Origin of the sequence: Pseudoalteromonas sp. C2R02 (assembly GCF_018860845.1) — a bacterium.
Taxonomy (GTDB): Bacteria; Pseudomonadota; Gammaproteobacteria; order Enterobacterales; family Alteromonadaceae; genus Pseudoalteromonas.
Genome location: NZ_JAHKQC010000045.1, coordinates 140,203 through 165,024, shown reverse-complemented (window position 1 = coordinate 165,024; position 24,822 = coordinate 140,203). Strand labels below are relative to the sequence as shown.

General features: G+C 34.4%; 19 protein-coding genes. 10 read left to right on the top strand and 9 right to left on the bottom strand.

Annotated elements, in window-relative coordinates; genetic code table 11:
- The first annotated feature begins 201 nt into the window (after window positions 1-201).
- On the top strand, window positions 202-2,775 hold the full coding sequence (locus KO527_RS22710; protein ID WP_216042528.1) for a hypothetical protein: 2,574 nt from the start codon (window positions 202-204) through the stop codon (window positions 2,773-2,775).
- A gap of 159 nt (window positions 2,776-2,934) precedes the next feature.
- Here the strand turns inward: KO527_RS22710 and KO527_RS22705 are convergent, their stop codons facing one another.
- On the bottom strand, window positions 2,935-3,510 hold the full coding sequence (locus tag KO527_RS22705; protein WP_216042527.1) for a PepSY-associated TM helix domain-containing protein: 576 nt from the start codon (window positions 3,508-3,510) through the stop codon (window positions 2,935-2,937).
- Window positions 3,500-3,973, bottom strand: a complete 474-nt coding sequence (locus tag KO527_RS22700; protein ID WP_216042526.1) for a DUF4920 domain-containing protein — start codon at window positions 3,971-3,973, stop codon at window positions 3,500-3,502. The genes KO527_RS22705 and KO527_RS22700 overlap by 11 nt, the downstream gene beginning before the upstream one ends.
- A gap of 166 nt (window positions 3,974-4,139) precedes the next feature.
- Between KO527_RS22700 and KO527_RS22695 the strand changes: the two genes are divergently transcribed.
- From KO527_RS22695 to KO527_RS22670, 6 genes are all read left to right on the top strand, one after another.
- Window positions 4,140-6,386, top strand: a complete 2,247-nt coding sequence (locus tag KO527_RS22695) for a TonB-dependent receptor (protein ID WP_252733991.1) — start codon at window positions 4,140-4,142, stop codon at window positions 6,384-6,386.
- A 948-nt stretch (window positions 6,387-7,334) separates the two neighbouring features.
- Window positions 7,335-7,742, top strand: a complete 408-nt coding sequence (locus KO527_RS22690) for an MbcA/ParS/Xre antitoxin family protein (RefSeq protein WP_216042525.1) — start codon at window positions 7,335-7,337, stop codon at window positions 7,740-7,742.
- Between the two features lie 16 nt (window positions 7,743-7,758).
- Window positions 7,759-8,415, top strand: a complete 657-nt coding sequence (locus tag KO527_RS22685; RefSeq protein ID WP_354668650.1) for an RES family NAD+ phosphorylase — start codon at window positions 7,759-7,761, stop codon at window positions 8,413-8,415.
- A 713-nt stretch (window positions 8,416-9,128) separates the two neighbouring features.
- Window positions 9,129-10,067: a hypothetical protein gene (locus KO527_RS22680; protein ID WP_216042524.1), complete on the top strand. Its 939-nt coding sequence runs from the start codon at window positions 9,129-9,131 to the stop codon at window positions 10,065-10,067.
- 184 nt (window positions 10,068-10,251) lie between these two features.
- The gene (locus tag KO527_RS22675) at window positions 10,252-10,680 is read left to right on the top strand and encodes a hypothetical protein (protein WP_216042523.1); all 429 of its coding nucleotides are present in this window, start codon (window positions 10,252-10,254) and stop codon (window positions 10,678-10,680) included.
- Between the two features lie 1,207 nt (window positions 10,681-11,887).
- Entirely contained in the window at window positions 11,888-12,331 is a 444-nt protein-coding gene (locus tag KO527_RS22670; RefSeq protein ID WP_216042522.1) for a GNAT family N-acetyltransferase, read from the top strand.
- Between the two features lie 122 nt (window positions 12,332-12,453).
- Here KO527_RS22670 and KO527_RS22665 read toward each other — a convergent pair whose 3' ends face one another.
- From KO527_RS22665 to KO527_RS22645, 5 genes are all read right to left on the bottom strand, one after another.
- The gene (locus tag KO527_RS22665) at window positions 12,454-13,920 is read right to left on the bottom strand and encodes a serine hydrolase (protein ID WP_216042521.1); all 1,467 of its coding nucleotides are present in this window, start codon (window positions 13,918-13,920) and stop codon (window positions 12,454-12,456) included.
- A gap of 276 nt (window positions 13,921-14,196) precedes the next feature.
- Complete coding sequence (locus KO527_RS22660) at window positions 14,197-15,108, bottom strand: GTP-binding protein (RefSeq protein ID WP_216042520.1); 912 nt, start codon at window positions 15,106-15,108, stop codon at window positions 14,197-14,199.
- Between the two features lie 54 nt (window positions 15,109-15,162).
- Window positions 15,163-15,621 carry a DUF6702 family protein gene (locus tag KO527_RS22655; protein ID WP_216042598.1) on the bottom strand — a complete coding sequence of 153 codons (459 nt, stop codon included), beginning with the start codon at window positions 15,619-15,621 and terminating at the stop codon, window positions 15,163-15,165.
- 38 nt (window positions 15,622-15,659) lie between these two features.
- A complete protein-coding gene (locus KO527_RS22650) occupies window positions 15,660-18,131 on the bottom strand; it encodes a M1 family metallopeptidase (protein ID WP_216042519.1) in 2,472 nt (823 codons plus the stop codon).
- Window positions 18,132-18,245: 114 nt separating this feature from the next.
- Window positions 18,246-18,920, bottom strand: coding sequence for a DUF1826 domain-containing protein (locus KO527_RS22645; protein ID WP_216042518.1), 675 nt, complete (start codon window positions 18,918-18,920; stop codon window positions 18,246-18,248).
- Between the two features lie 231 nt (window positions 18,921-19,151).
- Between KO527_RS22645 and zigA the strand changes: the two genes are divergently transcribed.
- From zigA to KO527_RS22630, 3 genes are all read left to right on the top strand, one after another.
- Window positions 19,152-20,354 (top strand): zinc metallochaperone GTPase ZigA, encoded by a 1,203-nt coding sequence (gene zigA, locus KO527_RS22640; protein ID WP_216042517.1) that lies wholly within the window; start codon window positions 19,152-19,154, stop codon window positions 20,352-20,354.
- A gap of 186 nt (window positions 20,355-20,540) precedes the next feature.
- Window positions 20,541-21,866 (top strand): dihydroorotase, encoded by a 1,326-nt coding sequence (locus tag KO527_RS22635; RefSeq protein ID WP_216042516.1) that lies wholly within the window; start codon window positions 20,541-20,543, stop codon window positions 21,864-21,866.
- Window positions 21,867-21,915: 49 nt separating this feature from the next.
- Window positions 21,916-22,281 carry an SgcJ/EcaC family oxidoreductase gene (locus KO527_RS22630; protein ID WP_216042515.1) on the top strand — a complete coding sequence of 122 codons (366 nt, stop codon included), beginning with the start codon at window positions 21,916-21,918 and terminating at the stop codon, window positions 22,279-22,281.
- 119 nt (window positions 22,282-22,400) lie between these two features.
- Here KO527_RS22630 and KO527_RS22625 read toward each other — a convergent pair whose 3' ends face one another.
- Both KO527_RS22625 and KO527_RS22620 read right to left on the bottom strand, forming a co-directional pair.
- On the bottom strand, window positions 22,401-23,057 hold the full coding sequence (locus tag KO527_RS22625) for a class I SAM-dependent methyltransferase (RefSeq protein WP_216042514.1): 657 nt from the start codon (window positions 23,055-23,057) through the stop codon (window positions 22,401-22,403).
- A gap of 300 nt (window positions 23,058-23,357) precedes the next feature.
- Window positions 23,358-24,809, bottom strand: coding sequence for a hypothetical protein (locus KO527_RS22620; RefSeq protein ID WP_216042513.1), 1,452 nt, complete (start codon window positions 24,807-24,809; stop codon window positions 23,358-23,360).
- Between the last annotated feature and the right edge of the window lie 13 nt (window positions 24,810-24,822).

Sequence of the window (24,822 nt, the reverse complement as noted above, 5' to 3'; positions counted from 1 at the left end):
CAATAAAGTTACATTTACAGAGTCAGCGATTATAAAAATGATAGTATTTTGTCTAAATTTTCAAAATCCACTCTAAACAACACACAATTTAACTAAAGAAATGCATTTAACGAGAAATAAATGTATACAATATACCTATTTTTATATGAGAATATCCCCAAACAAACAATAAATTAACTTGTGCTTAGTAGGGATTATCCAATGAACAAAAAACTCAGTTTACTATTTACCGCCATGTTTCTTGGCGCATGTGCACAAGATCGTGCACCTTTAGTTGAAAAAACAAACCCAGTTGTTAGCAACCAAACTTTATCAGTTGTGCAAGCCATACCTAAACCATCCCAAATGGTTGCAGATGTGAGTACCAATGCACGTGTATCTACCATAAAACATATTGATGTGGCTTATGTTGGCAAACAGATACCATTTACTTTTAGTCATGGAAAGGTCGAAAACACGGTAGGTTTTGAATGGTATGTAAGTAAACACTTTGCTTTAAAAACTGATTATCCAGCAAAAAAAGCGAAGTTCTTTCTTGAGTTATTAGAGTTATCTTACCCTTATTATGTTGAGTTTTTTGGCATGGAGCCACCTAATATAGACCAACAACGGATTGCATCTACCTATGCAACCAGCAACGACAAATTACGTGATGCCATGTTTGATGATGGTTTCAATCGTGGTATACATCATACCGCAGGTGGCGAAGCCATGTATTATAACTGGGTTGGTTATAGCTTCCCAACTGAGCGTCCACAGCATCAAAGATATATTTCTATTCATGAAACAATGCATTCATACCAAATGGCTTTAGGTAACTACCCTTGGACACCCTCTTGGCATGGTGAAGGTTTAGGTGATTCAACTGCAAACCATGTTTTTGACAGTGAGAAAAAGCAATTAACTGTTTTTGGTCATGATGTGCCAATTTTCGATATGATGAGCTGGGGTTTAAGTACTTATCAAAAAGAAAAACCTAGCATAGTAGATATACATAACCGCCCTAAGTTTGACCGCGGTCTAAATGTATTATTTGTACAATTTATGTTTAACAATCCAGAGTACTCTCAATACTTAAAAATTTATCATCAAGAAGTCATGAGACAACAAACGGATAGCCGTTCAGAATCTCTTAAAATCTTACAGAGCATAGTGCCTGACTGGGAAAAACTTGAAACACAGTTTACAACTTGGGTTGCAAATATTGATGAAACGCATGAAGTTGCCAGCGGCGGTCAATGGGAAATGGATGGCAATATGTATTATAAAAGGAAGTCCAGTTATGACTACGCGCCACAGCGTTTAGGTTTTAATATGACACCTGCGCAAACACCTGTTTATAAGCCATTTAAAACAGACTTCCCAATGCCAGATAAGAGCGATCTTTTATTAGACATACAACGTGGCGTTGATGAACCCACTTTAGGTTACGAACTGCAATACCAAAAAGACACATTACAGCAAGGTATTATCGGTATGTCTTTTGGTACTCAACCAACCCCAGAAAACATCGAATCTAAAAAACATTATCGTAGCTGGAAAGACGGCAATACCGATTTAGATCAACAATTACGTATCGAAGTACAGGAAGCCAAAACTTTAATTATTGATGGTAGTAATTTTGGCGTTAGCGCAAAAGAAATCGCTTTACCTGCAAACATGATTAGCAGTTTGAAAAACCAAATTGAGCCTAAACTCGGTGTATCTGTTCAATTTAAGAAAACATCTCTTGTTGTTTCCTTAAAAACAGCTAACGCTGATACATTTGAAATTGTTGAGCCAATCACAGAACAACAACATAGTGATTTAATAAACCGCTCTTTTGGTTTGGTTTCAAATGATAATCAACATGGCATTACGCCGCATATGGATGATGGTCGTGATTTAAATCCAAATATGCCAAATTACAACCAAACCACAGCAGCTAATGCCTGGGGATTTAAAGGCGATAAATTAGCTAATCGTTTTGCACGCGCTAGCTTTAAAGCTGGTAAAAACACACCTAATTCGTGGCGTAAAGCTTTTGATATTTTAAACCAAGCAGCTTTAACTCCAACGACCGCTGATAAAAAAATAGCACAAGTAGAAGCATTATTAGGGCAACTAATGTTAGATGCCTCAAGTACCGATAAAATTAATTTAAATGAAGCGAAAGCTGAGCTTTCAGGCATTCAATTACAAGTTGATTGGTTAGGTTCAAGTGCAAGTGAATTAAAAGAATATGCTATTATCACCAATCATAGTAAGTCTCTGATCAAAGGTAATATTAGTTTTAACGTTAATAGCCAACAATCAAAATCAATACATATTGATGTAAAACCTGGCGAAAAGTTAAATGTACAGATCCCTTCTGATTTACTATCAAAAGGTAAAACTGTGACTGCAGATTTGGACTACAACTGGCAAGGCACGCAATTAACGCAACAAGTAAGCCAAAAAACCAAGCAATATCGTGGGTTTGAATTACCACAAATTAATGCAGAATTCGAAAATGATGCATTAGAAATAACCGCTTTATTAAATGGACCATTTGCAGGTGAAACCAACGGCATAATTACCTTTGATTTATACCATGGCCTTAAAAAGCAAACATTCCAACAAAAGGTAGATATCAAACCTTATGAAGAGCAAAAACTCACACATGACTTCAAAATATCTGAAAAAGACTTAGATCACGATGCCTGGTTTGAAGTAACTGTTGTTGCCGATTCAGACGGAGAGCCACTGACGTTACGTAAACGATTGCCTTATATTCCTAATAAGTTTAATCGTTAAATTAACAAGTTCAAAATAATAGCGTCAATCCTAAGTCTTATAAGCATTGACGCTAGTTCATAAAGCCCAATTTATTTAGAATAATAAACTTAATTAATGTGAAATTAATACTATAAATATTTACTTACTCTGCTTTACACACATAATCATTAAGCCAATTTAGGAGGCATAAAATATCACAAACCCTGCCGGAGTGGCTAAACCAATAAGTACAAGACAGCCCCTATGTTTAAAAGCACTATATTTACCTTTAACCATGAAAAGTGCTGAAATTGATAAAAAGATTAACATGAGCGCGTAAAAATCAGAAAAGTATACCCAAGCTTTTTTTGCTTCATTTAAATGTAAAAAATTTAAGCTTCTTAGTAGCACTCTAGGTTTTATTTGTTCAACAATAACCGTTTCTAGATTTTTATTGATTGTAATTGAGCCATTTTCATAAAATAACTTATATATATTAGAATCTTGCCAGAACCTAGCTTTGATACCTATTGAGATTTTTAGCTCATTTAAGAGCCAAGATTCAAATTTTTTAGATTCAATATCTTTACTAACGAGTGAAATATTATAGCTTTTTTGAGTGACTGAATAATTAGAATTCCAATCATTGATATGATTTAAGGCGATCCCAGAAATTGCAAAAACTAAAGTCATTCCAATACAAAAATAACCAATATCTCGATGTAACGCTCTATTTAACTTAAACCAATTAATACCAGTTTTTTTAATCAACAATCGTTACACCTATTGGAGAGAATCGATAAACTGTCATCGCTTGAGTTATTGTAGAAGGATCAAATTCAGTTTGGTTTTCTTTTGCTTTGTGGGCTAAATAATCACGAGTTTTCGCTAAATTTAATTTCATACTATTAAGTGTTCCGGTAGCAAAAGCTGTCTTTCCCATTGCACTCATAGGGAAAACCATTTTTCCATCAGGAACTTTTATAGTTAAAGTTTGATATTTTTTATCTGACGCGAGCTCCATCCAACATCCGCGTTTTTTGCAAACTTTAACTATTGAACCTGTTATCGTGGCCGCCTCATTTTTATATTTTTCTGGTGAGTTCAACATTTCTGAAATCTTTACTTTCTTTGACATATCAGCACCATCACCAAATATAGTTGATTTGGCAAAGCTATCGCAGCTAAAGATTAAAATTATCAGGAACATGATTTTTTTTGAAAATAACAAATTCAATTTATTTTTCCTCGTTTAAAATAATTAATTATCATTAATAACAATAAATTAAGATCTTAGATCAAAATGAAATAACTTATTGCAAAATTATTTTAGTTCATTTACTCTACCGCCGCAACACTAAAGTGATAATGATTATCATTTATATTAAGATAAGGTTAATCAAATGGAAATGAAACAATCCGCTCTTTTTATAGCTATGTTTTCGGCTATTTATGGCACCCCTCTTGCTGCTGAGGAGGAGGCTAAAACTGATAGGAAAGAATTGGAGAATATTGAAGTTTTTGGTCATAAGATTAGTTTATTAAATCAAGATGTCGCTTCTTCAATCTCTGTCATCAATGAAAAAGAAATCGCTCGAAAACAGCAATCCGAACTCATTAATATCTTAAAAGACTTGCCTGGTGTCGATATTAACGGAAGCGTAACCCCATTATCAGGGCAACCTGTGATAAGAGGATTGTACGGAGAAAGAATTCATATTTCGGTTGATAATGTAAAGCGAAAAACAGAGTCTGATGGTACAAGCAATATTGCCAGCATTAATAGTTTAGGTGTAGATCCTGCTCAGTTAAAACAAGTTCAAGTATTACGAGGTGCAGATTCACTTACTGTGGGCTCTGGTGCAATTGGTGGTAGCATTCGCTTAGTGACAAAAGATGCTAGTGATTACTTATTTGGTGAAAATGGTTTTGGCGCGCTTGCATCTAGTATGTATCAATCGGCATCTGACTCGACTAAGTTTTCAGGTTCACTATTTAGCTTAACAGATCAATTAGATACCGTATTTCATGCAAGCAAAATCACATTTTCAGATATTGATGTCGTTGCTAAAAATAAAAGTGACTTTGTAACACCAGACGATATAGAACCTGTTGCATTATTAGATAAAATTAAAAATAGCTCTGAGAGAATAAACTTAACATTTAAAAACACTTGGCATTTTTCACCTATGCATAGTTTGCAAAGTAAATTAGATTGGAGTGATACGAAATCTATTGACCAACCCTACGGACAACGCCAATCTCACGCAATTAATTACCCAACCTTAGCTGAAGATTATCAAAATGACTATATTGAAGCTATGACAAATTATACTTACCAACCAGATAGTCCTTTGATAGACCTTGATGTTCAACTTGTTTACTCAAAGAAAAACTATCAAGAAGAAACCAGAGGTTACATAGAGCGTCGTGGTAATCAAATCAGTTTTGACAAAATAAGTGAGGGTGCGACTAAAAGAACTGGAATAAGAATTGCAAATTTAACTGAACTTGAAAGCTTTATAAACCACCGTTTAGCCACTGAATTTAATTATGAAAGCGAAAGCTTTACACAGTCAGAGTATACCGATGACAATATCAACACCTATTATGGTGATAGTGATGCCAAAAGCTTATCTTTTTCAATAATTGATCAAGCTGAATTTTTTGATGGTCATTTATTATCTACTGCAGGAATTCGTTATGATACTTATAAGCGTAGTAGTAATAAGTTTGTAGATTATAGTAATAATGATGATGGTTCACTTTCTAAAGAACTCGGGTTAACAATTAAAACCACTGACTTTTTAAATGTTTATTTAAAATATGCTGAAGCATTTAGAGCACCTTCTGTACAAGAGCTTTATAAAAAAGATGAATGGCGTTGTCATATAGGCGGTAAAATTTGCTATTCAGAACCTCAGCCTAATTTAAAACCTGAGACATCTAAAAACTATGAAGTTGGATTTGGATTATCTTGGCAAGATACGCTCTTTTCAGATTACTTAAGCTTCAAAGCGATTTATTTCGACAATGAAATCGATAATTACATCAATAACGTACCTTTTATGTATTACATTAATGATGATGGCGATAAGATACAAGGTTCTCCAGGCCCTCTACCTGAAAATGGAATACCTGTAGCAACACATAGAGATTACAGTGCTAAAAATATCGGATTATTAATTAATAAAGGAATTGAATTAGAGCTTAATTACCAACTAGGTAAATTTGATGCTTATCTTGGATACTCATCAATGAATATGGATGTTAAAGGTATGCCTAACTTTTTCTTAGGTAGTATAGATTATCAAAAGCAGCCTTATGCTGATGCCCCTGCAGACAAATTATCAATCAACTTAAATTATCAGCTGTTTGAGAGTCTTAATATTGGTGGTCAGATATTAGCTTATGCAAAGCAAGATAGATTACCGGAACAATATTTAAATGCGGGCTATGGTACTGACTCTTACGAATTATTTAATTTAAATGTTAGTTATTCTCCAAATGGCAAGTTATCTGGTTTAGGTTTCGTTATTGGAATAGATAATATAACTAATGAAAGGTACCTTAGAGCACCAGCCAGTGAAGCCAATGATCCTGGTGAGTTAGGCCGTAACTATAAAGCAACTTTAAGCTATCAGTTTTAATATATGAATGATCAACCCACTTGTTAATCTATTTATTGTTTTATAAAAACAGATAATAAAATGGGTTTATTAATAATAAGCTAGCAAAATCAAATTATACTTAAAAGCAAATAACCGACTTAATGTCATGCATAATTAGCACTAAGTCTGTTATTTTATAAAATATTTAAGAATCATTGAGGTATCAATCAATGCACTGCTAATACATACCTATTTCACAAATAAATTAGCGCTACACATAGCGGGTTAACATTTGCATGAAATTTAAACACTTTTCAGTGTAAGATCTCTTAATATAAATTTAAAATAAGTTACTAAAATTAAATAGCTTAGAGAAACATAACATCAAATACAGAGGCCTAAAAAGTTTACTCCATGCTTTGTAATTTATATGCGACAGTTATATCGATATATATATATTCGTATGCAATTATTTTTATTTTTTATCAACAAGACAAAAGCTGCGCTACAAAATATCAAGCCGTGCGATGATTCTAATGTAATGAAGTTATTTATGGAAAAATTCAAAAGTTAACAATCAACGTTAACTTATTTACTGTTCAGTATTTATTTCCAATCATACTAAAAAAGTCACTAAGTATAATGACTGCAATAGGCTCAAAGTCACCATTCATGAATAAAAAAAGGTCTGCTTCTTTCAAAGGCGGTCATTAAGTGAAATTACCGCCTGGCCCACACTCCTTAAGTGATCAGGCTTCCACCTTAAAATCTATACGTTATTCATCAACAGTCTCGTATTTAGATCAAATTTCACTCTCTGCTTATAACCTTAGAAATAGTGATTGAAGTTCTGATGCTGCTTAATAATATATTTACAAAAATCATTTCAAAAAGTATCATTTTAGACTATTATTGATTTATAGTTCAATTATGGACTTTATTTAACTTGAACTTTAGGCTCAGTTTAAGTTGAAGAAGGCGGATAAAATGAAAACATCACAAAATAAAAATACTGAAAAGGCTGACATTAAAAAAGCAGCTACAGCGGGTTTGAAAGCTTCATTGAATATTTTAGATAAATGGGGGGCTAGTACTGACCAAGCGATTAATATTCTACAGCTAGGTAGGGCTACCTATTTCAATGTAAAAAAAGACCCTACTAGGGCAAACCTCAATAATGACCAAATAGAGCGTTTATCGTATCTATTAAATATGCATCAAGCGTTAAGGCTTGTGTTTGATAACCCTGAGAATGTTTATGGTTTTATGGGTTTTGAAAATAATAATGAATTTTTTAACGGTAAAAAACCGTTAGATGTAATTGCAACTGGTAGCTTTGGTTCTTTATATGAAACATTCAAGAGAATTGACGCTATGAGAGGTGCACAATGGTAGTGGAGTAATAACGATAGTGTTAATTGGTTATAGGTTAATAAACTCAAAGTATCCAACAATAGACATGTTTGATGATGTAGCAGATTCGGATGAATTTCAAGATCTGTTTTTACTACAGTCATTAACAAACCCAAGGTTGAAAGCTGAAATAGGGGATCTTGGGCTGGTTAATCAAAATGATATTCCATTTGGTATTACTGGATGTTCATACGCTACAGCTCCTTTTACTCATATCAATCCAGATGGCTCTAGGTTTTCTTATGGGGATGTTGGTGTACTATATGTTGCTGATAGCATGGAAACAGCATTGGCTGAAGTCACTCACCATCAACAAAACTATTTTAGTAAAGTTTCTGGGTTACATTATGATCGGATCGTCCTTAGAGGGCTTAAAGTTAAGTTTAATGAGGGAAAACTTCACGACTTAACGAATTTAAATATAACAGATCCCGTATATGATAAACAAAACTATACGGATGCTAGACAGTTAGGTAACAAACTCAGAAATGCAGGCATAGAAACCATCAAATACAACAGTGTTAGAAATGAAGGTGCGATTTGCTGGGCGATGCTTACACCAAAAAATGTACAAGAAATAATTCAAAGCACACACTTCGCACTTATTTGGAATGGTGAGCAGATCACAAGTGCTGAAAGTGTCTCATTAGTTTAAATCGAGATCCAACCTAAAGGACATTTACGACTGTCAGATTTGATTAACAAAATAAAACCTGATCGCCGTATATGTCGCAAGAGCACCCTTTAAAATAAACAACACTAATTTGTAATCCAAAAGACTTTTTTATAAATCAGATTTATCTTGATAGGGTTATAAAGTTACAACATCTATAGCAATTTAAAGCCTCTAGCTAATTTAGTAAAAATAGAACCACCAAATAAATGAAAATAATTATCATTTAAGTATTGACACAGCAATAGATCTAATTGATAATCATTCTCAACGAAACGCAGTACCTAACCTCAGACCACAAGGACGAAATATTGGCAGGAAGCCAGGCTTATTTTAGATAAAAAGAAAGAACCCTGTAAGACGTTAAACAGAACGTTAAACTGTAAGATCATTGATAGCTTAGTAACTATCGCCCCTTGATACTGGCTATCGATGATCAACCCAATTACTTGCTATTATTACTTGCTACATTGCTCATATCGGTGACGGTTGATATGAATTCTCAAAAAAGCCCTTTCGGGCTTTTTTTTTGCCTGAAATAAATATAAACCATTCATTGAAAAGTGCTAATAGTTCTTCAAAATCTTACAATTTATTACTTTCTTAGCAGTGTGAAATTATATACATTTAAACTATAACTGATGTATTAAAGCACGAAAGCGATATTTAACATTTTATTTTATAAGGGATTTAAAATGAAAATAAAATTTACAGCTATTTTGATTTGTTTGTTAATGAGTGTTTCCACTACTGCCCAAATAACCTCAAGATTAAATATTATGCTCGATACTTCCGGATCTATGTCTAGATACAATAGCGCAATTGCCCACAGTATATTAAGTATCAAAGAACATAGCGCTGCCCACCCTACTTTGACTGAAAACATCAACCTTTTCTCTTTTACTAATCAAACCGAGTTTATCTTAGAAGGTAATAGTGATGATGTGTTTTCGAGGATTAAATACGCTAATAGCAAGGGGGGTGTAGAAGATGGCTTAATTGCAATTAAACATATCGTTATGGATCCCTTCATCAAAGACTCTCACATTATCTTATTTACAGATGAGGGGCGTGATGTTGTAGAGAACATTGATTTAGATAATTTAATTACGCTTGCTAATGAAAAAAACATCACAATTCACACTGTTTTAAAAACATTTATTGAAACTCAAAACGATGATTATATAAAACTCGCTTTAGCAACTAACGGTAAAGTCTGGAGTATTAGAGATTTACTTAATAAGCAGAATAAATCTATTCGAAAGCAGGCGCTTCGAAAACCTAACTTAGCAGATAACGACCAAGACAATTTCTCTCTCTTTATTGCCAACGAATTATATAACACCTATGAAAGAAACCTTTACGCAAAAATGTTAATTACAGGTGAGTTAAGCCTAGGAAGTATAATTTCCATAGATGCTAATAATGTTATAGAAAAACAGGGCGTGGACCCAGTTGAATCATGGGAATGGGATTTTGATAACGATGGTTCTATTGATGATTATGGCCCTTTGATCACCTTTAATATTCGAGAGCAAGACAAAAACATAAAACTGATAACATTATGGCTATCTAGCAAAATAAATGGTCAAATTATTAGAGAGAAACAAGAGGTTTCCTTCCTAATACAATAATACGTGACCTAGCAATATAGACAATAATTAGGATAAATGTCTGTGTTATTTACTTTATATATATCATTGACTAATGTTTACTATTGTAAATGAAACCATAATTTACTTAACCTTAATAACGATAATTCAGGGAATGATTTCACTTATTTAGTGTATATACATAAAGTTCAGGGAGTTAGATTAGATGTTATTATATGAAGTTAAAAACATAATAAAAATTTACTATGAAAAAGAAAATGAACTCCTTATCCATGAATGGTTAGAATATAATCCAGAAGATCATGATGATATTATTCTTACAATTCTTCAAAAAATATATGATATATTTTTAATTTACCCTGTTGAAAAAGTAATTGTGAAAGCTGATATGACTATTGGAGTGTTTTCTCCTAGCATTCAAGAATATATCAAGGATGTGCAGTTTCCTCGGCTCATTGCAGATACGAACCTTCGATTTGTCGCAACTATAAAATCAAAAGATCATATGAAAGCGATAGGTGCATTATTGTGGCAAGATCAATTTAATGATCAGGGCGAAGTTATTTTACATGATGTGGGTAGTGAAGAAGAGGCTCGTAATTGGTTGAGCACTATTTCTAAAAAATTAACATGATGAAATTACTACCTAGTTATATTAATTAAGCAGCAACATATAAATGCAAATAATTATCATTTATATATTGACTTAAAATAAATTCTAATTGATAATCATTCTCAACGAAACACAGTACCTAACCTCAGACCCAAGGACGACATATTGGCAGGAAGCCAAGCTTATTTTAGATAAAAAAGAACCCTGTAAGACGTTAAACAGAACGTAAAACAGTAAGATCATTGATAGCTTAGTAACTATCGCCCCTTGATACTAAGCTGTCGATGATCAACCCTTATTACTTGCTACATTGCTCATATCGGTGACGGTTGATATGAATTTTCAAAAAAGCCCTTTCGGGCTTTTTTTATGTCTAAAATAAATACAAAAAACATCTAAAGTTTAATAATCACTAACGTGACAGAATTGTAGTGGTACAGTAATTCTGGCCACCTAGTTAGAAGATATATCATTCATCTCAGTATTTTTTGTAGGTTGGCCTTTAAGCTGACTAAGTTAATAACTGTACTACAACAAAGAAAAACTATGGAATTTTTTTCTGTGTTAACCCTTGAAAGGCTAAAGCCTCTCCTACGAGTTCAATGCTACATTTGAGTTTTATATTCGGTTGTATAGGTTGCCCTTTAGGCTGACTAAGTTGAAAACTGTGCTACAAAAAAATAAAAATGATGAAATTTTGTTTCTGAGCTAACCCTTGAAAGGCTTTAGCCTCTCCTATGAGTTCAATGCTACATTTGAGTTTTATATTCGGTTTTGTAGGTTGGCCTTTAGGCTGACTAAGTTGATAACTGTGCTACAAAAAAATAAAAATTATGGAATTTTGTTTCTGTGTTAATCCTTGAAAGGCTAAAGCCTCCCTTCCGAGTTCAATGCTACATTTGAGTTTTATATTCGATTTTGTAGGTTGGCCTTTAGGCTGACTAAGTTGATAACTGTGCTACAAAAAAATAAAAATTATGGAATTTTGTTTTTGTGTTAACCCTTGAAAGGCTAAAGCCTCTCCTACGAGTACAATGCTACATTTGAGTTTTATATTCGGTTTTGTAGGTTGGCCTTTAGGCTGACTAAGTTGATAATTGTGCTGATGACTGTGTCATATTTAGAAAAGCTATCGATAACTGGTCTAGCAAACTTATAAAGGCTGGTTGTATCAGCATCACTGAAAATAGCCGATACTCATAATCAAACCCAATAATGGATCTGGATTATGACTTCAATTAAACATGCAACCATCAATGAGCTTGATGCTATTACCCAATTATTTGAGCAATATCGACTTTTCTACAAAAAACAGGCGGATTTACAAAAGGCGACTGCTTTTATCAAAGCACGGTTAGATAATAAAGATTCGGTCATTTTATTCGCTGAAATAAATAAAAAAGCTGTTGGGTTTGTACAACTGTACCCTGCATTTTCATCCACTGCGATGCAAAAAATGTGGATTTTAAATGACTTGTTTGTATCACCTGATTTTCGTCAATTAAAAGTGGGGAAATCACTCATGAATGCGGCAACAGCATATGCTATCAATACTCATGCCCATTCATTAAAACTGTGTACAGCAGTTGATAATCATCAAGCCCAAGCACTTTATAAGCAATTGGGTTATGACAAAATTACAACCTTTGAGCATTACACTTTAATGCTTTAAAGACATTAAAAATAGTAAATAGAAACTTTTGAAGTTCATCACATATAAGTGGTGAATATCACCAATAATACATATCGGTGATATATGCCTCGCTATAAATGAGTGTTTTTTAATTTACAATATTATTTATAGGCTTGGTTAATTGCCTTTATTTGCTTATTGGCCCAACGATTACTTGGGTCTAGATCAAGTACTTTTTCATAATTAACCAATGCATTTTTGTATTGTTTCATCGCAAAATAGGTTTCACCTAGGCTGTCAAATGTATTTGTAACATCAGGATTTAAAATTGTATTTAAGGTAAATACAGCTAATGCTCCTTCATAATTTTTTTGGTTTATGAGCTCGTATCCCCAGTGATTTATTTCACCTACATTAAAAAAAACGCCAAACTGTGCTTCTATCTTAGATGTTATTTGCACTATATTTTCAAAAGCGTTATTAGCCGCTTCCGCTTTAAGTACTTCAAAAGGTACTTGCCAGCCATTTTCTTTTTTCATGTCAGGAATATAGATACTTGCTATCTCATCAACAAATTGTATCGGCAATGCCCCTAATAAATTAGTCAGTATAATAATAGATAAATCATCATCAGGATAAACCATAAGTGTATTAGCGTTTGCTCCACTGGCACTGACACCTCTATGTGCTTTTCTATTTTCCACTTGCCAACCAATAGCGTAACCATTTTCAAATGAACTGAAACCCGCAGTACGACCGTTATTCAATACAATTGGATCCCATAAATCATTTAAACTGGATTCATTTAATATCGCACCACTTTGTAATGCTATCGTATATTTAGCAAGTTCATTAGCATTGGCACTCATACCTGCGGCAGCTCTCATTAATGGTGCAAATTCAGCAAACTCATTACGTAATTTCCCATTTTGTCTAAATCTATATTGGTTTGCTTGATTAGTTATGACATCTTCTAAATACGCAAAGCCAGCTTGCTTAGTTAATGGCATACCAATTTTTACAAGTTGATACTCAATAATGAAATCGGTAAAGCTTTGATTTGCTAGTTTATTAATCAGCTTGCCTAAAATAACATAACCGGTTTGATTATATTGAAACTGAGAATTGGATCTAAATTTAAATGGTTTAGTTTGTACTTTTTGCCAAGCAGCATCAGGATCATTACTAGCAATTAAATCAACATGTCTGCCACTTAAAATATTTGGCAAACCAGATGTATGGGCAAATAACTGTTTAATTTTAATATGATGCCATGATGAAGGTAATTCAGGTAAATGCTTTCCAATTTCATCTTCTAGCGTCAATTTATTTAGTTCTACAAGTTGCATAACAGCAACCCCTACAAATAACTTTGTCATTGAATTAATTGGGAATAGTGTTTCTTCTGTTACTTTAACTGAATGCTGTATATTCGATTGACCATAGGCTTGAGACTTAATTATTTTCCCATTTTTCACTATCGCTAATTGAAGCCCGGGAATACTTCGTTCAATCATTATTTTTTTGATTAAATCATCAGTTTCATCAGCGTAACCAGCTGTTGCCATGAGGTTATTTGTAAACATAAAGATGATTGCACTAAATATTTTTAATTTTCTAAATTTCATTATCTCTCTCTTGATTATTGCGCCTGATAAATACCAAAATCAGAAACTAACTTTAATTCATTGTTTTTATTTAATAAAGTTAAAAATAAAATCATATTTACAAATCAATTAAATTAACCCATCTAAATACAAGAAAAAGGAAAAACTTGAGAATATAAAAAATGGAGAGGGTTTAAATTAATATACTATATCTGGTCTTTATTCAAGACCAGCGAAAATAGAGCTTTTGAGCAGGTATCGAGATGAACACTTAATGAGTAATACCTGCTTTTTAAATTAGCGCTTACTTGATTGTTTAAGAGCTTGATTTATCACACGCTCTAAGAGTGCTTTATCACTTCCAGGTCCTATAGTTAATAACTTAGCACCCGTTGTAGGTTCACCTTTATAGGGTCTAACATAAACTTCACCATCAGGACAACGTTCAAAATACGTATAGTGAGGCTCGTTGGCTATTTTAGTACAACCTTTAATACGTAAAATAGAACTAGGTAAAGCTTCACATATATCTTTGACACATATGTAATCAGGCAATGGCGGTAAGTCAGTCGAACTCGATGCCCAATGTGCTTTATGATGCTCTAATTTATCAGCTTGATTATGAGATGGACTCGCTTCTGGTAGCATCTCAATATTTAACATGTCTGATGTTAAAATCGTTGCGTTAGGATTAAGTGTTTTTAGATGCTGCTTTACATCTGTAATGCGTTGTTCAGCAACTTTATCTTCATGAGTAAGCACAATAATCGATGATACTTGGATTTGATTAGCTTCAAGTTCATTATGCTCGCCGCGTTGCTGCCAATTTTTAACATCAACAACAGATAGCTGAATTGGCGATAAAAAACGCTGGTTGATACCCACACCTAAAAAGCCCATTAATGAACAAGCATCAGTAGTACCATTGGCTTCTATAAACGTTATACCATTATCACGTGTTTGAATGCGATTAACTGACTCTCGTAATTCAGTGATCCCACTGCAACAAATACAACTCCCATTGAGGGCTTTTAAAAAATTAGGGTTTATTTTATGACTTAATTGAGCGGCATCAAGACTGGCACTTTCATAATCATTTAAAATTACAAATGGGCTCCAATCACGCTCAAATGCACTTTCGACTAGCTTTTTAAGTAAGGTCGTTTTACCTGCACCTAAAAAGCCCACTATCACTACGATAGCTTCCATTTAGTTTCTCCATGATAAAAGTACTGCTCTTGATGAGCAGCACCCGATTGAAAACTAAAATTTAGCTGTAAGCCAATCTTTATTTTCAGAAAAATACAAAGTACGTATATTGCCTTTGCCTTCTATATTGACCATATTAATTTGAGTTGGCCAAAGAGAGCGTAAAGTACCATTAAATAACTTGATACCTTTAATGTTGTCAGGCAGAGCTGTTTCTTGATACACCCAAAAAAACTTGCCTTCAACTTCAAAACCAATATCACTTAAAGGTAATGCATTGTTAGCTAAATCACGTGCTAAAAATTGCTTAGCAACATAATTAGCAAACGATTTTTGCGTATCTTTTGAATTTAAAATATCCGCATCTTTATTAAATAAATGCTGAACTGCATGTTCAGTATCATGTAAATAAAAGCGATGCATCACTTCAAGCTTATGAGACTTTTTATTAAATAAAACAGTTGTTTCAGCTGCTTTTTGCTGATGTGCGAACGCTAGGTTCGCAATCAGCATAAGAACAACAGCTATTATAGAAGTAAGCTGTTTCAATTTTAGTTACCTTTATCTTGTTTTTCTTTATCGTCTTCGTCTTTTTTAAGTTCTGTTTTGATATCTTGCATGATATCGCGATGAACTTTACCAGAACGTTTTTTAGCTTTATAAGCTTCTACACGAGAAGGAATAATACGACGTGGGTAATGGTTATTTTCTACATCTACATCAGCTGTTTCCCAACCTGGATCAACAGTGACATCTACAAGGGTTTTGCTTTTATCTGTTACTATCAGCTTACGCACATGTTTAGGTGTACGACGCCAGATCTCTGCAGGTATATACTGAGATTCTTTAGTCCCATCAGCATAACTAAGCTCAAGTATAATAGGCATCACTAGACCACCTAGGTTTGAAAACTCAAGTACGTAATAGTTGTTATCTTCAGCAACTGCACGCTCAAGTGTTTTACGCTCCCAAGGTTTAAGATCTTTTAAGAATTTCTGATACTTATTACGCTCTTTATTTGTAACTGTAAATCTATCGTTAGTATCATAAAAGTCTGTAATATCAGGATTTTGATCTATCCATAATTTTTTGCCTTCAGCTTTATTACGCTCAACAAATAACGACGATGGTTTGTCATTTTCAATATCACGTAGACGTGCAAAATCGATGTCTGGATTATGCGTATCTAAACGTAATTTATATACTTTATCGATTGAGATATCTACATGATCTGTTGAGTAGAACCAACCACGCCAGAACCAATCTAAATCAACACCTGATGCTTCTTCCATAGTACGGAAAAAATCTGATGGTGTTGGGCGTTTAAATTTCCAACGCTCTGAATATTCTTGAAATGCGAAATCAAACAGCTCACGACCTAAAATTACTTCACGTAAAATATTTAGGGCAGCAGCAGGTTTAGTATACGCATTAGGACCTAAGCGTAATACACTATCTGATTGAGTCATAATTGGCACTTGCTGCTCAGACTTCATGTAACCTACGATATCACGAGGCTCTACACCCCAAGGAATAGTTGGATCCCATTCACGACCGGCAACACCATCTAAGAAGCTATTTAAACCTTCGTCCATCCAGGTCCATTGGCGCTCATCTGAATTTACAATCATTGGAAAGTAAATATGACCAATTTCATGAATAATTACACCAATTAAGAAACGCTTTTCAGCTTGAGAATAAGTACGCGTGCCATCATCTTGCAGCTCAGTACGCGGGCCATTAAAGGTGATCATTGGATATTCCATGCCGCCTACAGGACCGTTAACTGATTGTGCAGTTGGATAAGGGTAATCAAATGAAAAACGTGAATATACTTCCATTGTATGGATCACAGATTCTGTTGAATATTTTTTCCATAAATCACCACCTTCTTTAGGGTAAAATGACATAGCCATAACATGTGGCATATCGTCACCACCTTGCTTATAACCTTTTGCATCCCACATAAATTTACGCGAAGAACCCCATGCAAAATCACGCACATTTTCAGCTTTAAACTTCCAAGTTTTACGCTTAGTTGTACCTGCTTTTTCGTTTTCTAATGCTTCTTCTTCAGTAATAACAAACACTGGACGTTTTGCAGTTTTTGCTTTCTCTAAACGTTTACGCTGTGTTGAAGTTAATACAGACTTAGGATTTGTCAGCACACCAGTCGCACTTACGATGTGATCAGCAGGTACGTCAATTTCAACTTCGTAGTCGCCAAATTCTAACGTAAACTCACCACGGCCTAAGAATTCTTTATTCGTCCAAGCTTCATAATCGGTGTAAGCATGTAATCTAGGGAACCACTGTGCCAGTAAGAAAATATCGTTACCGCCTTCACGTGGATCTTTTGGAAAGTGCTCATAACCAGAACGTGCAGAAACAGCATCTTCTTCAACAATATTAAAAGCAAAATCGATATTAAATTTTACTTTTTTACCTGATTTTAAAGGTTGTGGTAAATCAATACGCATTTGCGTACCAACGACTGTAAAGTCTAGGTTTTTACCGCGGCTATCAGTTATTTCGCTAATCTCATAACCTAATTCGTTATCAGCCATAAATTGCTGACGACGTAGTTCACCTAAACTCAATTTAGCTGGTGTTTCTTTATCGCCCGCTTTAGTCATAGGACCACGGCGACCGATACCTGCAAAGTTATTGGCACGATTTGCAATAGAGTCTTCTTTAAAGATATTTTGATCAAGCTGCACCCAAAGGTACTTTAATTTATAAGGAGAGTTATTTTGGTAGGTCACTTTTTGGCTAGCTGAAAGACGACGCTTTTCTTCATCAAGAGAGACTTTAATTTTGTAATCAACTTTTTGTTGCCAATAACGTTCTCCGGGCTCACCTGCCGCGTTTCTGTATGCATTAGGTGTGGGTAAAACTTCTTCTAGTTGACGGAATTTATCTTCAAAATCACCTTTAGTTTGCTTAATAGCAGAAGCATGTGCCCCTGAAATTAAAACAAAAGGCAGTAATATCGCTAAGCTAAGCGATTTTCTTATCTTCATAGTACTGATTCTTATAGTTAATTATGGAGTGGATTTAGCAGGTTTTAACCTGCTCTTTTTTGCACAGATAATGACAATTGAATAATTCATATCAAAAGTCTGCTTAAAAGGTTTTTAATCGATAAAATCAAGTGTTATCACTAATCTTTTTTCGTTCTCAGTTTGTTGAGGCGATCTATGAACAAGGCCTGACATTTCATTATTTTGCCAATTACTGCCTTTTAGTAGTGCTACATCACCAGTTCGCATTGTTTGTATATGCAGTACATCAGTATAAATACCTGACATATCATCACTGACATTGAAGCTTGCTTTACCAAGTTTAGAATAAACAACATCTTGATGAGCAATCCATTGTGTTGCAGGGCCAGAAAATGTTGAAACTAAACGACAAGGGATTTTATCAACATGAAATTTTGGGCACATGGCTTGATCTAAAATACTTAAACGAATGCCTGCACGTTTTAATTCGAATAAAGTACAGAACATATCAACCAACTTTTGTATGTGCTGATTTAAATGTTCTGTATTACTTAGACCTTCATGCTTACTAACCAATTGCGTTATCACATCATTTGGTCCTGCTGCAATTTCTAGATTTAATTTACCTTCATCGAAAATTAACTGTTTCGCTTCATCTTGTGTTTGTACAGATAATCCATTTTGCCAAATAGCGATATTTACGTCATCTTGATAAATTTCAGACAGGATATTAGGTGTATCAGAGGTAGCTGAGCGACGTATAAGTTGCGCGCTCTCTTCTGGTTTCTGCATAACTAATGCGCTCATATAAAATACCTTAAATGATTTTAGTGACGGTTACACTATGCATTGTAATGTTATACTATAACAACAATCAAGTATAAACAGTAAATCTATTACCTGTCATTTCGTTAATATTATTCTCGAGAACAGTAAATACATGTTCATTTATTTCAGGATTAAATACGTAGCAATTACTTTATTATACTTTTGTTATAATATAACATATCACAAAAATGCAGAAAGTAAGGCAATTTAATGAACCAAACTACACGATTACCCGTCACCGTGTTATCAGGCTTTTTAGGCGCTGGTAAAACCACCGTCCTCAGTCATATTCTCAATAACCGACAAGGTAAAAAAGTCGCTGTTATTGTAAATGACATGAGCGAAATCAACATAGATGCGAGCCAAGTTAAAAATGATGTTTCATTTAATCGCAGTGAAGAAAAGTTAGTAGAAATGAGCAATGGCTGTATTTGCTGCACATTGCGTGAAGATTTACTCATTGAGGTAAATGACCTCGCTAAAAATGGCCAGTTTGACTATTTAATGATTGAATCAACAGGTATTTCTGAGCCCCTTCCCGTCGCTGAAACATTTACGTTTGCTGATGAAGATGGTGTATCTCTTGGTGATGTTGCCAAGCTTGATACTATGGTAACTGTTGTTGATGCCATTAATTTTCTAAAAGATTATGAAGAAGCTAAAAGTTTAGAAGAAGCCGGTGAATCCTTAGGCGAAGAAGACGAACGCAGTGTCGCTGATTTATTAATCGATCAAGTAGAATTTGCCGATGTCATTTTGATCAGCAAAACAGACTTAGTTGCTGACAGCCATATTGAAAAACTCATCGCGATTTTAAGAACACTGAATACTGAAGCGCGTATCCTGCCTATCTCCCATGGCAATGTTCCCGTCGATGATATTTTAGGGACTAACTTATTCGACTTTGAGCGCGCACAGCAAGCACCTGGCTGGTTAAAAGAAATGCGCTCAGAACATGTGCCAGAAACTGAGGAATATGGCATTTCCAGCTTTAGCTACCTAGCGCGACGTCCTTTCAATCCTCAAAAATTTTATGATGTTGTACATAACACCCGCTCGTTTGGCAAATTATTACGTTCAAAAGGCTACTTTTGGTTAGCAACTCGTCCAGAATTCGCAGGTCAATGGTCACAAGCAGGCGGCATGGCACGTTATGGCTTTTCAGGCATGTTTTGGAAAGCAGTGCCAAAAGAGAGTTGGCCAACTGAGCCTGAATATTTAGAGTCAATTGAATCTCAATGGGTTGAACCGTTTGGTGATATGCGACAAGAATTAGTTTTCATCGGCCAAAATCTGGATCAAAAAGCGTTTTCGCAAGCACTAGATGACTGTTTATTAACTGAAGAAGAAGTCTTACGTGGTCGCCATTATTGGGAAACACTCGCAGATCCGTTCCCTGCTTGGCAAGAGTAGTATTACAACAAATAAATACGCGTTATTTACCAATTAATTCATGCTCACAGCAAAGCTATAAAATGATTAACGGACATTTTATAGCTTCCACTCTGGGTGTATCAATACCATTTTAAGTGATGTATGCAGCCATTTCAGTTAAGTCAAAAGGACAGATTTAGTTTAATAAAATAAGCAGGAGTAATAATGCTAATTAAGAACGCCCATGTAGTTAACGAAGGTAAAACACTTATCGTAGATGTTCAATTAAAAGGAGACCGCATACATAAAGTAGCCTCTAACATTTCACCCAATAATAACGAGCCTTGTATCGATGCTCAAGGCAAGTATTTATTGCCAGGAATGATAGACGATCAAGTACATTTTCGTGAACCAGGTTTAACACATAAAGGCACAATAGCCAGTGAGTCTAAAGCAGCTGTTGCAGGTGGTATAACAAGCTTTATGGAAATGCCTAATGTCACTCCCGCAACCACCAGCATTGAAGCGTTAGAAGCAAAGTTTGATATCGCCGCAAATAACAGCTTAGGTAATTACTCATTTTATCTTGGTGCTACCGAAGATAACCTTGCTCAAATTCAGCGCTTAGACCCCACTAAACATTGTGGAGTGAAAGTATTTATGGGTGCATCTACAGGTGATTTACTCGTAGAAAATGAAACCGCACTAGAAAATATTTTTAAAGAGTCACCTACTTTAATTGTCACCCATTGTGAAAGCGGTCCTGTGATTGCAAAAAATCAAGCGCGTATTGATTTACACAATCGCGACATCGTAATGCAAGATCACCCTATTATTCGTGATGATGAGGCCTGTTATGCATCATCATCTTATGCTGTTAACCTAGCAAAACGTTGCGGCAGTCAATTACACGTACTGCATATCACAACTGCAAAAGAGCTTGAATTATTCACACCTGGCGCAATCAATGGCAAAGCCATTACAGCAGAAGCATGTGTCCATCATTTATGGTTTTCTGACAAAGATTACAGCCGTTTAGGTAACCAAATAAAATGTAATCCTGCCATAAAAAAAGAAAGCGACCGCCAAGCATTGTTAGCAGCATTAAACGATGGTCGTATAGATATTATTGCAACCGATCATGCCCCTCATACTTGGACTGAAAAACAGGTCGCTTACTCACAAGCCCCAGCAGGTTTACCTTTAGTACAACATGCTTTATTAAGTTTATTAGATCAGGTTAAACGCGAAGTAATGAGTTTAGAGCAAGTTGTAGAAAAAACAGCACATAACCCAGCAATACGATATGCAATAAAAGACAGAGGCTATATTCGTGAAGGGTATTATGCCGATTTAGTATTAGTTGATTTTGAACAACCAACTTCGGTATCACTAGACTCGCTGCTCTATCATTGTAAATGGTCACCTTTTTTGAATCATCAGTTTAGTGCGAGCATTGCAGGCACTTGGGTAAATGGTCAGCACGTTTTTGATGGTAAAAATGTTTTAAGATCCCCTCAAGCAGCAAAAAGATTAATATTTGAAAAATAGTAACCCGGTCAACATAAAAATCGACAATACCTGTTATTAAGGAGATAACTTGAACCAACAAGAAGTCCTAACACTCTTTAAGCGATGGAATTTAGCCTTGCAAAGTGGCAATGCCAAAACTGTTAGTAAACTCTATGCAAATAATGCCATTTTTTTACCGACATTGAGTAACAAAGTGCGATGTAACCGAAGCGAATATGAAGCTTATTTCATGGATTTTTTAACTCGATCTCCTCAAGCAGCGCTAGCAGAAAGTAATATAAGAATATTTTCTGATACCGTAATTCATTCAGGTATCTATGATTTTACTTTTAAAGATAGTAGCCAAGTCAAAGCCAGATTCACATTTGTGTACTATAAACAAAATACTGATTGGTTAATAGTTGAACATCACTCTTCTTTCATGCCAGAATGATTTTTAATACTGAAATAAATAAAGTGCTCATAAGAGCACTTTAAACATCTGGTTCCCATACTAAACATGGGGAAAACGAGCTCTAATTTAAAATTACAAAACACCTAAAATAGTATTTATCACGCCTGAGGTTTTATATATTTAAATACAAAGCGGTCAGTTTTTCCTCTTACACTTGGATCAAAAACGACTTTGCTATAATCATCAGTGGAATTCTTCAAAAATCTCGCCTCAGCTTCAAGTATAAAGCCAGCTTGAGCCAATTCATCTCTTACTATTTGGTGATGAATACGATGTAGTTTTGGGTTATGCTCAACCTTTCCAGCTTCCATATCTATGATCCCTAAGGTACCGCCAGGTTTTAATGCTGTTTTGATTTGAGATAGTACTTTTTTGCGCTTCTGAGTATCAAAATTTGAATACATATCATGGTAATTCAGCACAATAGTGACAGCATCTATCTGCTCTTTTAAATCAAAATCACCAAACTCTTTTATATAATGATTTACGTTTTCTAATCTATCTTCTTGCGTTCTTCGCTCAAACTCTTTGGCAAAACGCCCGTCAAAGACATCTAAAATAAAACGGTTATTTTGAGCATAAACAATACCTTGTTTTCCCACCCTATTTGATAATAATTCAGTATAATATCCCCCACTGGATAATACCTCTAAAACTGACATACCTGATTGAATGTCAAAAAAATCCATCACTTTTTCTGGTTTTCGCCCTGCATCACGAGCTTTATCTTTTTCACTTCTTTCAATGTTTTGCATCGATAATGAAAAATCATTGTTATTTGATGTTTGAGTGTTTCCACAGGCACTGATCAGACTTACCAGTGACAGGGCTATCAAGCGTTTTTAATGTTAGCTACATTTATTAAGCGATTATTTTTTATTGGCATCATTATTTTTCACTGTTAGGTTTTGTGAGTAACAGTTAAATTAGAAAGTTTTCGAAGAATAAAAATTTCAAAAAACAGTACCCCATAATGTAACAAAGCATGTCAGTTTAAAATTCAATTACTGACGTATATTTTTTAGCTTAGTTTTAATGGGGTTATGTAATCAAACTCACAAAATGGCATCGTAGGTTTTATTCATCACTGCAACAGAAATATTATTATTAAGATGATTGCCTACAATGCGATTAAACTTCAATTTTTTATTACGCACAAATTCAATGAAAGTTCTCGTATAACTCGGTATTACCTTGGCTATGGTATTATCAAAAGGAATGTGTAAAAAGTGCGATTGAAAAATGAGTTCGCTGTCTTTGAAATAAACAAAACTTTGCTTTTTCGAATGTAAATTGTCTAACACATAAAAGTGAGCACTATCAATGACTTGCTCATTTTCAATAGTACGAAATTTGAATTTACTTATGTCTTTACCAAATATTGGAAAAGCCTTAATTGCTTCGATGCTATATTTATCAGCAAGTATTTCAACCCCCAGCTTAGCAAACACATTCAAACCAGAAATTTCACGTCCGTGAGGATGGGTGACATAAACAGATGTAATTCTCTTATTTGGAAATTGATTATTGATAAGTTTAATGGTTTTCTGAGCTAACTCAGAATAGCCACTTGCCCCAAATACGGTAATTTCACTTCCATTAACTTTGAATAAGCTATTTCGCCAAGCTGATGAATCAGTAACTAGATACAGATTTTTTGCAATTTTTTGTGATGTTAAAATACCATCACCTCTCACAACTTCTGAGTCAAACCCCTTTGGTACATCAAGTTTATTTGGTTCTACTTGATCAATAACTTCAAATTGATCATTATAAATAACGTAACTTGGCTCTATTGCACCATCAACATGTTGAGATACTATTCGGGCATAAGTTAGACCTCTTGTCGTTTGATAATCCTCATAAACAAAACGAGTACGCTTAAACTTGTCATTAAGCGAAACTAGTTGTAAAGACATGTTACTAAATTCATAAATGGCTATATTACCATCAGCGGTTTTATGTATTAGAGTGGTTGTTGTCGATTTTTTATTTTTCTCAAAGCGAATATTCTTTTCAATATCACTTTCCTCAAACAAAGGACGAACAGCAAGAAAGGAGATATTCCTTAAGATATAACCCATACGATAAAATTGGCCTTTACCTTGATTAATCACCTGTTTTCCCAAGTAATTACCATTCAATTCATAAGCCATACTATGTGTATCATTTTCAAAATGCGCCCTATCTAATAACATACCACCTAATGTGTAATATATGTCATTATCAAAAAAGTGCTCTTTTACCATGTCTATCTCAACCGTTCTTTGTGCCATGCTCCTATTAGGGGTTTGATGATCCCAATAATCATGGGATCTATATTGTTTATTTAAATAATGATGACTCAGTGAAAACGCGGTAATAGACGATGTATTTTGATAATGCGTTTTAAGCTGAATAACAAACGCTTGTACATCTGCAGCCGACACTTTTGGTATCAAAAAAGTAAATAAAATGATGCAAGCAAATACAACAACTCGTGAATAATTTATTAAATGTACGGTCATAAATAGCTCTTTA